The sequence below is a fragment of the Maribellus maritimus genome (genome assembly GCF_022267315.1).
Lineage (GTDB): Bacteria > Bacteroidota > Bacteroidia > Bacteroidales > Prolixibacteraceae > Draconibacterium > Draconibacterium maritimum.
Window position 1 is genome coordinate 121,482 of record NZ_JAIKLE010000018.1, and the last position, 17,455, is coordinate 138,936.

At 39.2% G+C, this 17,455-nt stretch carries 11 protein-coding genes and 3 tRNA genes; 6 read left to right on the forward strand and 8 right to left on the reverse strand.

Translation table 11 applies throughout. The features are described 5' to 3' along the window. Positions 1-27 precede the first annotated feature (27 nt). From K5G00_RS16660 to K5G00_RS16675, 4 genes are all read left to right on the forward strand, one after another. Positions 28-1,746, forward strand: a complete 1,719-nt coding sequence (locus tag K5G00_RS16660) for a RagB/SusD family nutrient uptake outer membrane protein (protein WP_238767320.1) — start codon at positions 28-30, stop codon at positions 1,744-1,746. Between the two features lie 718 nt (positions 1,747-2,464). Further along, the gene (locus K5G00_RS16665) at positions 2,465-4,519 is read left to right on the forward strand and encodes a DUF2264 domain-containing protein (RefSeq protein WP_238767321.1); all 2,055 of its coding nucleotides are present in this window, start codon (positions 2,465-2,467) and stop codon (positions 4,517-4,519) included. 53 nt (positions 4,520-4,572) lie between these two features. Then, a complete protein-coding gene (locus tag K5G00_RS16670; RefSeq protein WP_238767322.1) occupies positions 4,573-5,937 on the forward strand; it encodes a BNR-4 repeat-containing protein in 1,365 nt (454 codons plus the stop codon). A gap of 120 nt (positions 5,938-6,057) precedes the next feature. Further along, positions 6,058-7,455 carry a putative oxidoreductase C-terminal domain-containing protein gene (locus K5G00_RS16675; RefSeq protein WP_238767323.1) on the forward strand — a complete coding sequence of 466 codons (1,398 nt, stop codon included), beginning with the start codon at positions 6,058-6,060 and terminating at the stop codon, positions 7,453-7,455. Positions 7,456-7,553: 98 nt separating this feature from the next. Here the strand turns inward: K5G00_RS16675 and K5G00_RS16680 are convergent, their stop codons facing one another. Continuing rightward, complete coding sequence (locus K5G00_RS16680; RefSeq protein ID WP_238767324.1) at positions 7,554-9,122, reverse strand: M28 family peptidase; 1,569 nt, start codon at positions 9,120-9,122, stop codon at positions 7,554-7,556. Positions 9,123-9,235: 113 nt separating this feature from the next. On the opposite strand from K5G00_RS16680, the gene K5G00_RS16685 reads away from it, so the two are divergent. Beyond that, positions 9,236-10,702: a M48 family metalloprotease gene (locus K5G00_RS16685; RefSeq protein WP_238767325.1), complete on the forward strand. Its 1,467-nt coding sequence runs from the start codon at positions 9,236-9,238 to the stop codon at positions 10,700-10,702. Here K5G00_RS16685 and K5G00_RS16690 read toward each other — a convergent pair. The 7 genes from K5G00_RS16690 to K5G00_RS16720 all read right to left on the reverse strand — a co-directional run bounded on the left by K5G00_RS16690 (position 10,653) and on the right by K5G00_RS16720 (position 16,196). Continuing rightward, positions 10,653-11,108 (reverse strand): hypothetical protein, encoded by a 456-nt coding sequence (locus tag K5G00_RS16690; RefSeq protein WP_238767326.1) that lies wholly within the window; start codon positions 11,106-11,108, stop codon positions 10,653-10,655. The genes K5G00_RS16685 and K5G00_RS16690 overlap by 50 nt on opposite strands. Before the next feature lie 265 nt (positions 11,109-11,373). Beyond that, positions 11,374-11,446 (reverse strand) — tRNA-Gly (locus K5G00_RS16695). Positions 11,447-11,448: 2 nt separating this feature from the next. Continuing rightward, positions 11,449-11,536: transfer RNA gene (locus K5G00_RS16700), tRNA-Leu, on the reverse strand. A 19-nt stretch (positions 11,537-11,555) separates the two neighbouring features. Next, positions 11,556-11,628: transfer RNA gene (locus K5G00_RS16705), tRNA-Gly, on the reverse strand. A gap of 86 nt (positions 11,629-11,714) precedes the next feature. Next, entirely contained in the window at positions 11,715-14,333 is a 2,619-nt protein-coding gene (gene mutS, locus K5G00_RS16710) for a DNA mismatch repair protein MutS (protein WP_238767327.1), read from the reverse strand. Positions 14,334-14,427: 94 nt separating this feature from the next. Further along, complete coding sequence (locus K5G00_RS16715) at positions 14,428-15,636, reverse strand: Lnb N-terminal periplasmic domain-containing protein (RefSeq protein ID WP_238767328.1); 1,209 nt, start codon at positions 15,634-15,636, stop codon at positions 14,428-14,430. A gap of 137 nt (positions 15,637-15,773) precedes the next feature. Continuing rightward, positions 15,774-16,196: a DUF1761 domain-containing protein gene (locus K5G00_RS16720; protein ID WP_238767329.1), complete on the reverse strand. Its 423-nt coding sequence runs from the start codon at positions 16,194-16,196 to the stop codon at positions 15,774-15,776. A 96-nt stretch (positions 16,197-16,292) separates the two neighbouring features. Here K5G00_RS16720 and K5G00_RS16725 point away from each other — a divergent pair, with 96 nt between their 5' ends. Further along, positions 16,293-17,390: a PSP1 domain-containing protein gene (locus K5G00_RS16725; RefSeq protein ID WP_238767330.1), complete on the forward strand. Its 1,098-nt coding sequence runs from the start codon at positions 16,293-16,295 to the stop codon at positions 17,388-17,390. Positions 17,391-17,455: the final 65 nt, after the last annotated feature.

Consider the following 17,455-nt stretch of genomic DNA (forward strand, 5'->3'; position numbering starts at 1 on the left):
GATTAGAAACCTATAAATTTTAAAACGATGAAACAAAAAATATTTAGAATAATCAGAACATACATTTTAGCGGTATTGATTATTCCATTGATAGGCATATCATGCAACGAAGATGAAATATTGGAAGAGACACCACTGGATTTTTTGGCACCAAAAAATGCATACAGCAGTGTTGCCGGAGCACGGCAAGGTATTTCGGGGCTTCACGCCTATGCCCGTAATTATCTGTTCAAAGATGCAGCTTCACAGGAATGTTTTGCATGGAGAAGAGGAGTGAGTACCGATATCGCTTACCATGGTGAAGATCCGGCCAGTACTAAATTCCCCTGCGATTTTGTCTCCTTTTTTACTTCTACCAATTATGTTAGTCGTGATAGCTGGACACGTAACTATAAATTGATACAAAATGCAAATGTATTAATTGCAGCAATCGAGGAATCGGATCTGGAAATATGGGAAAATGAAGATCAGATGAATGCATACAAAGCCGAGGCTATGTTTTTCAGGGCTTATGCATATCGCGAACTTGTATCGTGTTTTGGTGCTGTTCCTATTGTTACAGAAGTGATAAATGCGCCAAAAACTGATTTTACAAGAAACCCTGTTTCAGAAGTTTATGCAGCAATGGAAAGCGATCTGAAGTTTGGGACTACCTACCTTCCCGTACGTGGAGAAGAAGAAGATCCAGGCAGGATTACCCAGGGAGCAGCATGGCACTTTTTGGCAGAAGCCTATGTGGCACAAGGGAAAAACCAGGAGGCTGTGGAAGCTTGTACCCATGTGATAGACGATTATGGTTATGCAATTATGACCGAACGTTTTGGAAGTACTGTTGATGTTTTTGGAAGTGGCGATGTTTACCTTGACCTGCACGCTTACGGAAACCATAATCTTGATGCAAACACCGAAGCAATTTGGGTTGATCAATACGAACCCCTTGTTGAAGGAGGTTCTAGCAACCTTGGTGAAAGGGGATTTGGTTGTGCTTATTTCAGGATGGGAAATACCCCCGACGGTTATCAGGCATTTTTAGGAGAGTACTACAACGGAAAATACACAGGATATTCTGACACTCTTGGCCGTCCTGTCGCCTGGATTAGACCTACATATCACGCTGCGAACGCCATTTGGAAAAGCGATTGGGACAACGACTATAGGAATGCAAAACATATGATAAAACGTAAGTTCTATTGGGACAACCCGGCATCAGCCTATTACGGACAAGCGGTTGACTTTAGCCTTTATCCATCCGATGCCGGAAGGGATCCAATTAAAGATACCTGCCAGTATATTTTCCCGTATTTTATGAAATTTGCCGATCCGTGTAACCATTTTACCAGTCCGGATCGCTCTGGCGGAGGGAACAACCACAAAGATCAGTATGCATTAAGATTAGCTGAAACATATTTGTTACGCGCAGAAGCATATATAAACCTAGGGCAGAAAGGTAAAGCAGCAGACGATATTAACGTAATTCGCGAACGTTCAAATGCAACCCCTATTACAGCCGATGAGGCGACTATTGACTATATGCTCGACGAACGTATCAGGGAACTTTGGGGTGAAGAACAAAGACAAATCACTTTGCGACGTACCGGAAAACTAATCGAAAGAATTCTTAAATACAATAACAATCCTAAATTTCCGGGGCTTAATGCAAAAGACTACCATGTTCTGTTGCCTATCCCACAGACTCAAATTGATCTGAATATAGATGCTGAATTTGACCAAAATCCAGGATACTAATAATCTTTAGAAAAGGATTATAGATAGTTTAGTTATAGTTTGTGAACATTAGTCAGCGATAGTTCTGAAAATGAAATTGCTTAAGCATTTAAGAATGATCGCTGACTTTTTTTAACTTGTTAACATAACAGCGGGTGTGCCTGTTGTAATATTTTTTGTAAGCTGACAGCAAACACGATTTTAACCACATTTATAAAACCTTAAAACTTTTTACGCAAATCTAATTTAATCACATTTTATCCAATCATTAATGCATTATTTATCTGCTTTTGGACAATAATTCTTTTACTGTGTATTTAATTTTGTATCATAAATAATATAATAAATATACTTTGTCGTTGTCAGCTTCTGAAATTCAATCAAATAGTCTAGGTCAAATCAGCCAAAACGAAGGCTAACCGGGACCTAAAGAAAACATCACTCCTTTGAAAGGGGTTGATGATGAAGATGAAATTGCAGAACAATAATAATTTGCACTTTGATAATAACTAATGTTTGGTTAGATTTAAAGATAAAGCGCTATTTTCTTATTCAAAAAAAACAATCCTTCTATTTTATATTGTCAATTAGATAAGATTAGCATTCAACATTGTAAAAAAACTTATCCGCGCCCAATTACTCCCTACAAATAATTCTTAAGTATTGTTTGTTCTCAAAGAAAATAGACTATATTAAAGTCAACTGTTTAATTAATATAAGAACACTAATCCGGCAATCAATGAAAAAAGCATTTGAAGTTAAAAATCCTGATTTTGAGTTAAGTCCGTTAACCGGGATGACAAAGAAACATTATATCGAACTTGCCAAATACCTGTTGAAAAGGGCTTTCAAAAATATCGACTCAATAAATACACCTTTGTCATTTCCAAAGGTTCCGGGTAAAAGCTATCCACAGCCGAATGCACCGGACTGGAGATATCGATCGGCCGAATTTGAGGCGTTGGAAAGAACGTTTACCCTGGCAGGCCCGCTCATTCATGTCGACCCTGAAATAGAAATAAATAATATAAAACTGCGTGATTATTACAAACTTCAGATATACAACACATTTACCCCGGGGCATCCAAATTCGCTGCCGTTGCCTGATGAGTTGCCCGATTCCAACTACCAGTTTACTTGTGAATTCGGCGGTCTTTTTAAGACTTTGCTTTTAATGCCGGAAACCATTTGGACACAATATTCGGAAAAAGAAAAAGTGGAAATGGTGGAATGTATTTCCAAATGGGCTCACCACAGGACAACACAAAACAACTGGAGAATCTTCAACATTATCACACTTTCTTTTCTGAAAAAATATGGCTATAAAATTGATGATGACCTGCTAAAAAGCCATCTTTTGTGGGTGGCTTCCTATCACTCGGGCGATGGCTGGTATCTCGAACAAACATACAATTACTACTCAATTAGTCTTTTTATTGTTTATACAACCATTTGGAACCGCACTTTCGGTGACGAATATTACCCTGAAATTGCTGCAATTATTGAAAAATCGGCTCAAAAACTAATGGAATCACTCACCAGCTTTTTTGGTCGGGATGGATATATCAATATGTGGTCGCGCAGTATTTGTTACCGAACCTGGGTTTCCGGGGCATTCCCGGTTGCATTTATGCTTAAGAATCCTTCGCTGCTGGATGCCGGCTGGGCACGGAGACTTTGTTCCGGTTCGCTCCTTCAGTTTGTAACCAAAGAAGAATTTTTCTATAACGATATTCCAAGCCTTGGTTTTTACGGGCAAAAGGAGTATATGATTCAGAATTACAGTTGCGCTGCCAGTCCGTTTTTAATGTTTCTCCCCTTTATTTGTCTTTCATTGCCTGATGATTCGCCGTTTTGGACCGCCAAAGAAAATGACGGGACGTGGGAAAAACTTGGAAATCATTCTAAAAGAACAGTATTGGAAAGTCCGGGGTTGGTTTTGGTAAATCATGGAAGAAATGGGACTTCTGAGATTATCCCCGGTAAAGTATATTACGACGATCCCAATTATTCAAAGCTAGCCTACAATACACATTTCCCGTGGGAAGATCATGATCCAAACGGTGGGACTTCCATGGAATACAGTTTCCGCAGCCAGGATCCACGAGATGTAAGAGGCGACGACATCAATTTTTATTTAACCGGCTTGACCGTTCAAAACGACTCAGACAAAAACCAGAAATACACCATTTCGCAAAATATGCTTTTTAACGGTGTTCGTGAAAATATTCTGTACCGGCAGGCAATCATGCGGCGGCCTCCAAACAACGGAGTTGGATACATTATTGACCTGGCGGAAATAACAATTCCCGGCGGAGTTATTCGTGTGGACCGCTCACGACTCGCATTTGAGTATGAACTGACACTTGGACATTTTGGACTGCCTCATTTAGAGGGAGAAAAAGCCGTGGTAAATCAAATTGAAGACGAAACAAAAAAGGTGATTACTGCTGCCATCAACGGACGACAAACTGCATTAATAACATACCGTGGCTGGGATACGATTGAACACTTGGTTCATACTAACCGAAACGCTGAAGCGGATACAAGTACTGTCATTTATGCCTACAAAAAGCGGTTGCAAAAGAATCCGCCAATGGAACTAATGATTTCGGCAATGCTGCACAAAACGGACAACAGTGAATGGACAGAGGAAGAATTGTCACCCATAAAAGATATCGAAATCATGGACATTACTTCTGAATTTTCTCCACTGGGCGCCAAAATCACATTAAATAATGGCGAAAAATACAAGATCGACTTTAAAGATATTGACGGCAAAAAAACATGCTGATTTTATATATTTATGACGTTTTCATTTAATTAACGATCGATAAAAACAAAGTAATGAACAGAACAAAAAAACTTAGGTTTCCCGTATTGCCGATAATTTTATTTGCTTTGGGAGCTAGCTTTTCAGCTTGCAACTCAAATAAAAATGTAAAAGAAAAAACAGATTCAATTGCAAAAGATACTATTCCAACATTAACCGACGATGGCGCCTGGTGTTGGTTTTCTGATCCGCGCGCCATTTATTATTCAGAAGATAAAATTGTAACCGGGTGGGTGAAAAAGGATGGCTCAATTGAAACCGCTTCATTAAATATTGAAACAGGTGAAAAAGAATTTGAAAATATAAATCCCAAAATGGAGGTTGACGACCATGACAATCCCGCATTTGCTGTTTTATCCAACGGGAACATCATTACCATGTACGCGTGGCATTCCACAAAAAAAGGTGTAATTTCAAATACAACAACCAACGGTTCCGATGTTCATTCATTTGACGAAAACGTTGTTTTTAAACCTGTATCTGACGAGCTCCTTGAGAATTTTCCCCGTGAGACATACACCTACGCCAATCCATATATTCTAAAAGCAGAAGACAGTAAACTGTTTTCATTTGGCAGGTGGATAGGTTACAAACCCAACCTTATAATTTCAGGCGACAATGGAAAAACCTGGGATCAGCAATATGTGGTGGTAAGCAACGAACCGTTTGACCCTAATAACCGTCCATATGCAAAATATTATTCCGACGGAGCATCCAAAATTCATATGATTTACACCAACGGGCATCCCCGCAATGAAGAATTTAATTCTGTTTATTACTGTTATTACGAAAACGGGGCATTTTGGAAAGCCGATGGGACAAAAATCTGTACTCTTTCTGAGCTTCCTTTTGACGTTGAAGACGGCTCTCTTGTTTACCAGGCAAGCACCGAAACCGGTCGGGCATGGATTGCTGATGTGGTTGAAAAAAACGGAGCACCATACATCTTATATTCGCGTCATCCGGAAGAAACAGATCACCGGTACCATTATGCATGGTACAATTCGGGCTCACAAAAATGGGAAGATGTAGAACTTTGTAAAGCAGGAAAATGGTTTCCTCAAACACAGGAAGGAGAAGTTGAACGTGAACCTCACTACATGGGAAATATGACATTTAACCCTCAAAATCCAAATGATGTTTACCTGTCACGGGAAGTAAACGATATTTTTGAAATTGAAAAGTACAGTACCAATGACCAGGGAAAAACCTGGGATATTACTCCGATTACAGAAAACTCGGAGTACGACAATGTTCGGCCTTATGTGCCGCGCTATCTGCCTGAGAGTGCAAAAACTGTAGTTTTGTGGATGGAAAACAAAAAATACATCCATTACACAGATTACGATACCAGAATAAAATATATGATTGAAGAATAAACCGACTTCCAATAATTTAAAGCTCAATCCACAGAAGAAAACATACAATTAACAACAAAATGAAATAAAATTGTACTTTTGTGTGTACGTACACGGAAACTACTTAAAATTCTATTCACAATGAAAAAATTACCGATAATTGCACTTGCTGCTGCATTTCTTTTGGCATGTTCAGGAGGCAATAAATCAACAGAAACCGAAGAAGTAAAACCCATGTTTACAGGAGCAAAAGGTGAAGTTAAAATTATGACGCTGGATCCGGGACATTTCCATGCAGCGCTGGTTCAGAAAAACATGTATCAACAAGTTGATCCAACTGTTTATGTGTATGCACCTGAAGGACCCGATATTCAGGGCCACCTGGCTTTGATAAACAGTTACAACACTCGTGCTGAGAATCCGACCGCCTGGGAGGAGAAAGTATATACCGGAGCTGATTTTCTGGAAAAAATGCTGGAAGAAAAACCAGGAAATGTTATGGTAACAGCGGGTAACAATGCAAAAAAAACAGAATACATTTTAAAAACCATTGATGCAGGAATTAATGTTCTGGCAGATAAACCAATGGTTATTTCTCCCGAGGAATTTCCAACCCTGGAGCAGGCGTTCAAAGTTGCCGAAGAAAAAGGTGTTCTTTTATACGATATAATGACTGAACGTCATGAAATAACGACTATGTTGCAACGCGAACTTGCACATATTCCTGAAGTTTTTGGAACATTACAAACCGGAACTGAAGAAGAACCGGCAATAACAAAAGAAAGCGTCCATCACTTTTTTAAATATGTTTCAGGAAGTGCATTAAAACGTCCGGCCTGGTTTTTCGATACAAAACAACAGGGCGAAGGTATCGTTGACGTAACTACACACCTCGTTGACCTAATCCAGTGGGAAGCCTTTCCGGAAATTATTTTGAGTAAATCGGATGTAAATGTATTGTCTGCAAAAAGATGGACCACAGACCTTACACCCGAAATGTTTGAAAAAGTTACCAAATTAACAGAATATCCCGATTATCTGCAAAAAGATGTTGAAGACGGTGTATTAAAGGTTTACAGCAATGGAGAGATAAACTATACTTTAAAGGGCATCCACGCCAAAGCCTCTGTAATCTGGAATTTCCAGGCACCTGAAGGCGCCGGAGACACACACTATTCGATTATGCGTGGAACAAAGTGTAACCTGATTATCAAACAGGGAGAAGAAGAAGGCTACAAACCTCAACTTTATATTGAAGCAAGTCCGGATGTTGACATCAAAGAATTTGCCGGTTATTTGTACAATGCAGTACAGGGATTAACATCAAATTATTCCGGCATTGAGTTGGAAAAACTCACCGACACAACATGGAAATTAAATATTCCTGCCAAATTCAAAGTGGGCCACGAAGCACATTTTGGACAGGTTACTGAAAAGTATTTGCAGTATCTTATTGACGGGAAATTACCGGAATGGGAAGTACCCAATATGATTGTAAAATATTATACGACTACTGAAGGTTTAAAAGCCGCAAGGTAAGGGCCTCCCCTAACCCCTCCGAAGGAGGGGGATTTAAAAACAGTGGTGTTGTTCACAAAAAATATTAAGGAAAAGCTGTTCGGAATCGGGCATTTTTTTTAATTTGCCGGCGATCCTGTTTTCCGAAGTGGCTCATAATTTGCCACCTCATAGCCAACCAGAAAAACAAAATCGGCTACCCGTTTCATCTTATCAAAATTAATTTTTGAAACTTCATCGGTGGGCTTATGATAATCGGCATGATAACCGGTTGCCACGTTCAAAATCGGCACATTATTTTTATGAAAATGATAATGATCACTGCTTCGAAGAAATTGTGCAGGCAGTGAATTATCCGGAACCAGGTGCAAACTATAACAAACGGAGTCACTAATCTGCTTCAATTCCGGCCACACATCGTTAGTAAGTGTAAACAGACCATCAAAATTCTTCACCATTTTGGGTGAACGCCTCCAAACCGAATCCCTTGGTTCATATACTCTTCCAACCATATCAAGATTAATACAGGCCGTTGTTTTTTCCATTGGAACAAGCGGATTTCCGGAATAAAAACCAGAACCAAATAAGCCAATCTCTTCACTGGTCACCCACAAAAACAAGAGGCTTCGTTTAGGTTTTACTTTCATTGAAGAAAAAGCTTCCGCCAATTCAAGCAAAACGGTTGTCCCCGAACCGTTATCATCGGCACCGTTATATACATCCCCATCCTCGCTGATTCCCAAATGATCGTAATGAGCCATATAAATTACAAACTCATCTTTCAAATCAGAATCGCTTCCTTCCACCATTCCCAGAATATTTCGTGAATGAAAAGTTTGAATCTCTCTTTGAATATGAATTTCAATCTCATCATTTTCCGGCTCCAACAAATTTGCTTTATTTTCTTTTACAATTGTTTCCAGATACTTTTTGTACCTGTTTTTTCCTCCCAACAAAAAATCGGCAAATTCGGGAGTGGTAATAAAATACTTTTCTCCTTCGCCTTGATTTTCAGTTTTTAACGTGAAATTATTTCTATTCATCCATTTTTCAAGCTGCGCAAAGATCTTATTTTTTTTGTCATTTGGGCTGGTGATAAGAACAACCGCCTCTGCCCCTTTCTCAAAAGCTAATCGTCTCTTTTTATGTTCACAACGATCACTCCATTGAAAATTTTTGTCTTCCTGAAAGGAATCCATATCCCCGGAGGAAAGCAAAACCACTTTCCCTTTTACATCCACCCCCTCGTAATCGTCATAGCCCGCCGATTCATCTTCTTTCCCAAATCCGGCAAAAACCACTTTGCCTTTAAAATCCAGGTTTAGTATCTGCTTATCCAAACAAATAGCAGGCGACTTTAGGCTCTTTTTCTTTTTGGAATGTTCAGCTTTTAAATAGGTATGCGAATTATCTGGATGAATCGAAAAAATATCAACCTTCTGCGTGTAACTATCATTCAGCGGCTGTAGTCCGTTTCTTTTTGCATTTCTTTCGAGATATTCAGCTGTTTTTTCCAAACCATCGCCTACTCCAAGCTTTCTACCCTGTAATTCGTCAGAAGAAAGAAAAGTCAAATGTTGTTTTAAATCGTTCTGAACAATTGATTTTAACGCTTGTTCCTGAGAAAAAGTCAAGGTGGAGATTAAAAGAAAAAAAAGCGGCAGGCAAAACCTTTTATTATTATGCATAAAAATTTCTGAAATTGTTCAAACAGCGCTAAATTTACCAATAAAGGCTGAAAGTTCAAATCGACACATTTAAATGAACTAAATTATTGATTTCAAAAGATTAAGACTTTTATATGAAAAAGATACTAATTTTATCAAAACTCGTTTTGCTAACCGCCGCAATTTTATTGATTCCTTCGTGCGCAGTAAATCCGGTAACCGGAAAGAAACAGCTTATGCTAATGACTGAAGAACAAGAAATTGAGTTGGGAGCACAATACGATCCGACGGTTATTGCCACATTTGGATTATATGAGAATCAGGATTTACAAGCTTTTATAGAGGAAAAAGGTACTGAACTCGCAAAAATCTCGCATCGCCCAAACCTGGAATATCATTTTAGAATTTTGGATTCGCCTGTGATAAATGCATTTGCTGTTCCGGGAGGATATATCTACATGACGCGGGGAATTCTGGCCCACTTCAATAATGAAGCGGAATTGATCGGTGTATTGGGGCACGAAATGGGTCATATTACAGCGCGTCACACAGCCAGCCAGCAAAGTAAGCAGCAGCTGGGACAATTGCTTCTGGTAGGCGGGATGATCGTTTCTGAAGATTTTCGACAGTTTGCTGACTATGCCATGCAGGGGATGCAACTTTTGTTCCTGAAATTTAGCCGGGATAATGAACGACAATCGGATAAACTAGGCGTTGAGTATTCAACCAAAATTGGTTATGATGCACATAAAATGGCTGATTTTTTTCATGTCCTCGACAAGATGCAAATGGAAAGCGAGAGTGGCGGTATTCCAACCTTCTATTCCACACACCCCAATCCGGGGGACAGGTACAACGATGTAAACCAAAGAGCAACATCATGGCAGGACAGTCTTAATTCGAACAACTGGAAAGTAAATGAAGACAGCTATTTACGTATGATAGACGGAATAGTTTACGGAGAAGATCCGCGACAAGGTTATGTTGAATCCGGTATCTTTTACCATCCCGAAATGAGATTCAAATTTCCGGTCCCTTCCGGCTGGAAACTGGAAAATTCTCCCTTACAGGTACAAATGGCTCCCGCCGACGGCAAAGCAGCAGTAATATTCACCCTTGCCAAACAAAAAACAGCATCGGAGGCGGCACAAATTGTAGTTCAGGAATTAAATTTAACGACGCTGGAAAGCAGGAATGTAACCGTAAATGGCTTACCCGCTGTTGTTATTTCGTCACAACAAGTATCGCAAAATGAGCAAACAGGAGCGGAGCAAACAATTAAAGTTTTGTCCTATTTTATCGAATACAGTGGTTCTGTTTATGTTTTTCACGGCGTTTCGTCGGGTGAAGATTTTAGCAACTACCTGCAAACTTTTGAACTTACAATGTCAAACTTCAACCGCCTTACCGAAACTTCAAAACTGAATGTAAAACCGAAACGGATTAAAATCCAGCAGGTGAGGAATTCCGGATCGTTGGCAGATGCCCTCAAAACTTTTGGCGTTTCGCAAAACCAAATGAATGAACTGGCTTTGCTAAACAACATGGAACTTACCGAACAGGTTTCACGTGGGAAACTGATAAAACTGATTGGAGATTAAAAAATATTTGATGTAAAACCTTGTAAGTATTTTGAACGTCTGCAATTCTTTTCCGGATGTTCACAAACAATATCTGGGCGTTTTTCGCCCACCAACACCCGCGAATAACCATAACTGTCATCAATGTACTTTTTATGCACAGGACATCTTCATATGAAATGTAATGGTCTTTAAATTGCCTCCAGAATTCATTTGTAAAATCGGGGCCAGGCATTTCCCGAAATGCCTGGTCAATTAATCTTGCTGAACCGGCTCTACGAAAACGAAACTTATAACCTTCAGGATTCAGCCAGTTCCCGGGGTTTATTCCCTGAACAAAAAAATTGCTGCCATCAGGAGCGACTGGATCAGGTCTGTTGATGGTAATAAACTTTAGCGTTTCTTCGGTTTTGTTCAGGTTGTTCAATTGAGCTTAAAAACACAAACAAGTTAGCAACAGCAGGTATAAAGGCAATTTGTTTTTTTCATTTTAGCCAGTTTGTTTACTATCAAATGAGAAGACAAGGAAAGAAAAGGAACTATATAAAAACTTACAAAAACGTGGAACTCTCCGGGGCACAAAACTCAAGTAACCGAAAAGTCTCAACCTTGTTCCTTTTTATTTTTACTGACTTTCTGGAAAATATAAAAGCAAAAAAAAAGCTCCACAATGTTTTGTGAAGCTTTTTTTGAGCGAGAAACGAGACTCGAACTCGCGACCCCGACCTTGGCAAGGTCGTGCTCTACCAACTGAGCTATTCTCGCAATGGTACCCGAGGCGGGACTTGAACCCGCACGATCATAATGATCATTGGATTTTAAGTCCAACGTGTCTACCAATTCCACCACCCGGGCATCCTTGAATATCGTGATGAGCGAGAAACGGGACTCGAACCCGCGACCCCGACCTTGGCAAGGTCGTGCTCTACCAACTGAGCTATTCTCGCGTATTTAACAGAACGTTTCTTTTAAAGCGATGCAAATATATGGGTAATTTTTTTTCCTGCAAAATATTGAAAAAAAAAGGTAAGTTTTATTTTAAACCTGTTAGCTTTTTTATCTCGTTTAATTTATTTAAAGCTTCAATTGGTGTTAAGTTATTCACATCGAGATAGGCGATCTCATCACGGATCTGTTTCAATACCGGATCATCCAACTGAAAAAAGCTCAACTGCATTCCCTCGCGGTTTCCACCAATTTCTTCCAAAGGTTTTGAAAGATTTTCCGTCTCTTTTCCACCTTCAAGTTTTTTGAGTATCTGTTCGGCTCTTTTTATCACCGATTTTGGCATTCCTGCCATTCCTGCAACATGAATCCCAAAACTGTGGTTACTCCCTCCGCGAACCAGTTTTCGTAAGAAAATTACTTTATTTCCCACCTCTTTTATGGAAACATTAAAATTTTTCACACGTGGAAAAGCGCCCTCCATTTCGTTTAGCTCGTGATAATGAGTTGCAAATAAAGTCTTTGCTTTCGCCTTCGGATGCTCGTGCAAATGTTCCACAATCGACCAGGCAATGGAAATCCCGTCGTAAGTAGACGTTCCGCGCCCCAGTTCATCAAAAAGAATCAAACTTCTGTCGGATACATTATTCAGAATACTGGCCGCTTCATTCATTTCCACCATAAAAGTAGATTCGCCCAGTGATATATTATCAGACGCTCCTACCCTCGTAAAAATCTTATCAACAAAACCAATTTTAGCCGACTCTGCCGGAACAAAACTTCCCATTTGAGCCAATAAAACAATCAGAGCTGTTTGCCGCAGCAGTGCCGATTTACCTGCCATATTGGGTCCGGTAATAATAATAATCTGCTGGTCATCCTGATCCAAAAAAACATCATTTGAAATGTAGGATTCCCCGATCGGAAGCTGCTGTTCAATTACCGGGTGTCGCCCATTCTTAATGTCAATTGTATTAGAATCATTTACCTCAGGCCTGAAATATCCGTAGCTGGTTGAACAACCGGCAAAAGACAACAAACAATCAATCCTCGCCAAAATATTCGAATTCAGCTGAATGGCAGAAATATAATCAGCCAAAGCAAAAACAATTTCGTTAAAAATCTGAGTTTCCAATACCTGAATTTTCTCTTCCGCTCCCAATATTTTTGCTTCGTATTCTTTTAATTCTTCCGTAATATAACGTTCTGCGCTTACCAAAGTCTGTTTGCGAATCCAGTCCTCCGGCACCTTATCTTTGTGTGTATTCCGGACTTCGATGTAGTATCCAAAAACATTATTGTAACTTATTTTCAACGAAGGAATTCCATACTTTTCACTTTCCCGTTTCTGAATTTTTGCGAGATAATCTTTCCCGGAATAGGCAATATCGCGAAGTTCATCCAGTTCCTGTGAAACGCCTTCGGCAATTACTTTTCCTTTATTGATTGCAGTTGGTGGATCGGGTAAAATTTCTTTATGAATTTTTTCACGAATACCGTCACACGGATTTAATTGCTCGGCAAACCTTTGTAAGGTTTTATTGTCTGCATCGGCACACCATTCTTTTATTGGCAAAATAGCATTTAAAGCATTTTTTACCTGAACCATTTCACGTGGATTAATTCTGCCCACCGCTACTTTTGAAACCAAACGCTCGAGGTCGCCAATCTGGCGCAGATGTTCCTCCAGGTTCTCGCGGATTTGAGGATTTTTCAGAAAAAACTCAACCACATTCAGGCGGTCATTGATCGGATCTACGTCTTTTAACGGAAGCGCCAACCAGCGTTTTAACAAACGTGAACCCATGGGCGAAATGGTTTTATCAATCACCTGGATCAATGATTTTCCACTATCATGCAATGGCGAAAAAAGTTCAAGATTCCGAATGGTAAACCGGTCGAGCCATACATAGTGTTCTTCTTCAATCCGACTCAGGCCGGTAATATGTTTTAACTGGCTGTGCTGAGTGATATCAAGATAGTGCAAAATTGCTCCAGAAGCGATAACTGCCAACGACATGCCCTGCACACCATAACCTTTTAATGAGGCAGTTTCAAAATGCCGAAGCAAACGATCGTTGGCTGATTCATCCGTATAAACCCAATCATCAAGATTAAACGTATAAAACTTATTACCAAAAATTTCGGTAAACTCTTTTCCTCTTCCACGCTGAAAAAGTACTTCTTTCGGCTGAAAGGAATTCAACAATTTATCGATATATTCATAATTCCCCTGTGCAGTTAAAAACTCTCCGGTTGAAATATCAAGAAAAGCGACACCAGCCAACTTTTTGTCGAAATGAACAGAGGCTAGAAAATTATTCTCACGGTTTTCAAGAATATTATCATTAATAGAAACTCCGGGGGTTACCAGTTCCGTAATTCCACGTTTAACAATTTTCTTGGTCAACTTTGGGTCTTCAAGTTGTTCACAAATAGCGACCCTCTGCCCTGCGCGTACCAATTTGGGCAAATAGGTATCGAGTGCATGATGCGGAAAGCCGGCCAGCTCAACATAACTTGCCGCCCCGTTTGCCCTGCGGGTAAGTGTAATCCCGACAATCTCTGCTGTTTTTATCGCATCCTCTCCAAATGTTTCATAAAAATCGCCGACCCTGAACAATAAAATTGCGTCAGGATGTTTGTCTTTAATAGCATAGTATTGCTTCATTAAAGGCGTCTCAACATATTTTTTTGAACCTGTCAAATCCGTTTTATTTTATGAAAAACAAAGATACAAGTTTAGCTACAGGAAGGAAACTGCTCAGGATTTTGTTCACAGATTTTTTTCAACAATCAGATTAAGTTAACCGGTCAAAAGTTTTACCCCGCAAAACGAACAAAGTATTCAATACAGCCCGCGCTAAAACAATCAAAGTTAAAAGGTAAAAAACAACATGGAATTTCTGGGGGACAAGAGAACCTAAAAGCAAAAAAAGCAACAACCACACTGAAACAACAACAAAGTAATACCGAGTTACTGTCCTCCACTTTTTTATTTTCCAAATAAATATAAAAATTAGATTCACGGGAATTGCCCACAAAAGATTATAATTGGGGTGCATAGCCGGATGTTCTGAATACAAAACAAACCACAACATAACAACTCCCATAAAACCGTTAATCCCAAAAACCAGGTAATCTGTCAAATAGTTTATCTTCTTTTTCCGCCATTGCCGAACAGACACATAGATAACGAGCAGCAGCAAAATGCCAAAAACTACAAAAGGACTAACTATTTTCAAACTTTTAAATGTTGATTCAGGTGCCTGGTAAATTACATTGGTGGCTCTTACCAAAGGTTTTGTTTCGTTTCCGGTTGTTATTGTTGAATTAGTGAAATGACCCATAAGATAATCGGGTAAAAACATTTCTTCAAAAGCCGAAGCATCTTTATCGGAAGGAGCGACAACAATCAGGTCGATTCCAAAATTTAACCACAACAATTTGGAGTGATATTCCTTTATTAAATCCCTGAATGTTTTTTGATTTTCAGGCTTCTCCGGAAAATTAACGTTTCCATCAGACTGCTCCTGAATGACGTCGCGAACCCGGGTGGCGCAATTATCAAAGAGAAAATTGTAGCGGTAAACCCGGTTTTCCGGTTGGGCATTCCAAAGTAAAAAATCAAAAACTTTTTGTTTTTCATGTTGTGTGAGATTTAATACCTGTTCGTAAATGCTTCTTTTAGCGGCGATATAATCATCAACAAAATCAGAAAACCCGTAAGCCCCAAGCAAATAATCGGTTTGCCCGCTGGCAAAACGGTAAAGAAAATTGGGAGAACTAAAATCAAAAATTCCGTAATTAAAAACCACATCATAATTATACGACTCATCCTTTACACGAATAGCAGAATGTCCGTAAACCGAATAAGCTTCATCTCCGGGACTGCAGGTTAAAACACTTATCTCGGAATGCCTGCTAAGCACAAATGCCCGGGTTTCTTTATTTTGAAGCAAGAAGGCCAGAATCAATAAAAATGTAAGGCGCTGAATTCTCATCGACATAAAATTTCCTTTGAACAAATTTATTTTAAAGGAACAAAAAAAAGCAGAATCCGAATGGAATTCCGCGCCCGAAACATCTATTTTTTATATCTGTTTGTTGTGTTTTTATCTTTTAGTAAAGAAAAACACAACAAAATTTAGTGCCATACACCTAATATTGCCCCCATCAGCACATAAATCACCAAATAATAACCAACATTAATAAGAAACAGTCCAAAAGGTTTTCGTTCATAAAGAACATCGTTTAAGCGACTGGTACCAATCCAGAAAATTGCAATCATAAAGCCGGCGAAAATGCCAAATGACATGTTGGATTCTGCTCCTATAAACATAGCTATGGCAAAAGCTGCCAAAACTGTTGCCACATAATTGATAATCATAATCAAAGGCATTGACATTCCTCCACCTTTCTTGAGTTGTTCTTCGGTAAAACCATTCAGTTTCATCCACTGTTTTCCAAAAAGCGGACCGTACCACAACCAGCCAATAACAAATGCACTTAAAGCCGAAACCAAAACGGCTAAAAAATTAACGCCTGCAAAAATTTCTTCAAAATTCATAAGTTAAAATTTTAATTTAGACTACATTAATTTACGATATTTAAATCTTTTTTCAATCTTTGCACTGGATTATTTAAAAAGAGGGGAAAGAAAACAATGAGTTGCAATGGATGTTCACTTAATAATTCGGCCGGTTCTCAAACAACGGATGTTTTTGACTGGATTAACGATTTACCCGATACGACAGACCAATCAAACATAGTTGAAGTAAAATTTAAATCAACCCGCAGAGAGTTTTTTGAAAACAACAGTCGTATTTCTCTAAAACGCGGAGACAAGGTTGTTGTTGCAACTTCTCCGGGGCACGATGTGGGAGAAGTTCAGTTAACAGGGTATTTGGCCGAAAAACAATTTACAAGAAAAATTAGAAATCCTGAAAGATATACTTTAAATACAATTTACCGCAAGGCTACCGAACTCGACCTGGACAAACTGATTAAAGCGAGGCTTCGTGAAAAGCCTACGATGATCCGTGCCCGGCAGATTGCTGCAGATTTAGGCCTCGAGATGAAAATCGGAGATGTTGAATTCAGGGGCGACAATAATAAAGCTATATTTTATTACATTGCTGAAGGACGTGTAGATTTCAGGGAACTGATAAAAAAATATGCACAGGAGTTCCGCATTAAAATTGAGATGAAACAGATTGGTGCCCGGCAGGAAGCCGGACTGGTTGGGGGAATTGGCTCGTGCGGAAGAGAGTTGTGCTGCTCAAGCTGGAGAACCGATTTTAAAAGTATCTCTTCAGAGGCAGTTACCAAACAGGGGTTATCCCCTTCTGCGCAAAAAATGGCTGGTGCCTGCGGAAAATTAAAATGTTGCCTTTTATATGAACTCGACGCCTATATGGAAGCGAGAAACGATTTCCCAAAAGAATTGCTCGATCTGGAGACTTCCAAGGGACTCGCAAAACCCATAAAAACTGACTTTCTAAAAAAAGAAATCTGGTATTCTCTCGCAGAAGGTTTACCCGGTAACTCTTTCAAACTATCAGTAAAAGAGGTAAAAAGTATAATTCAAAAGAATAAGAGAGGAATAAAGCCTGAAGTTTCTACACACTTAAACAGTGAAGAAAAAGATGTAAAAATGGAAGTCAGCCTGGAAGACAGGCTTGACAGATTTGACAAAAAGAACAGAAACAGAAACAAAAAGCGTAAAAATTACAGACACTGTTTCACAAAGTGTGTAAATTAAAAATACCGAGGGTTTAGCTATTTATAGCTGGACCCTTTTTTCAAATATGACTAAGAACTGATTTA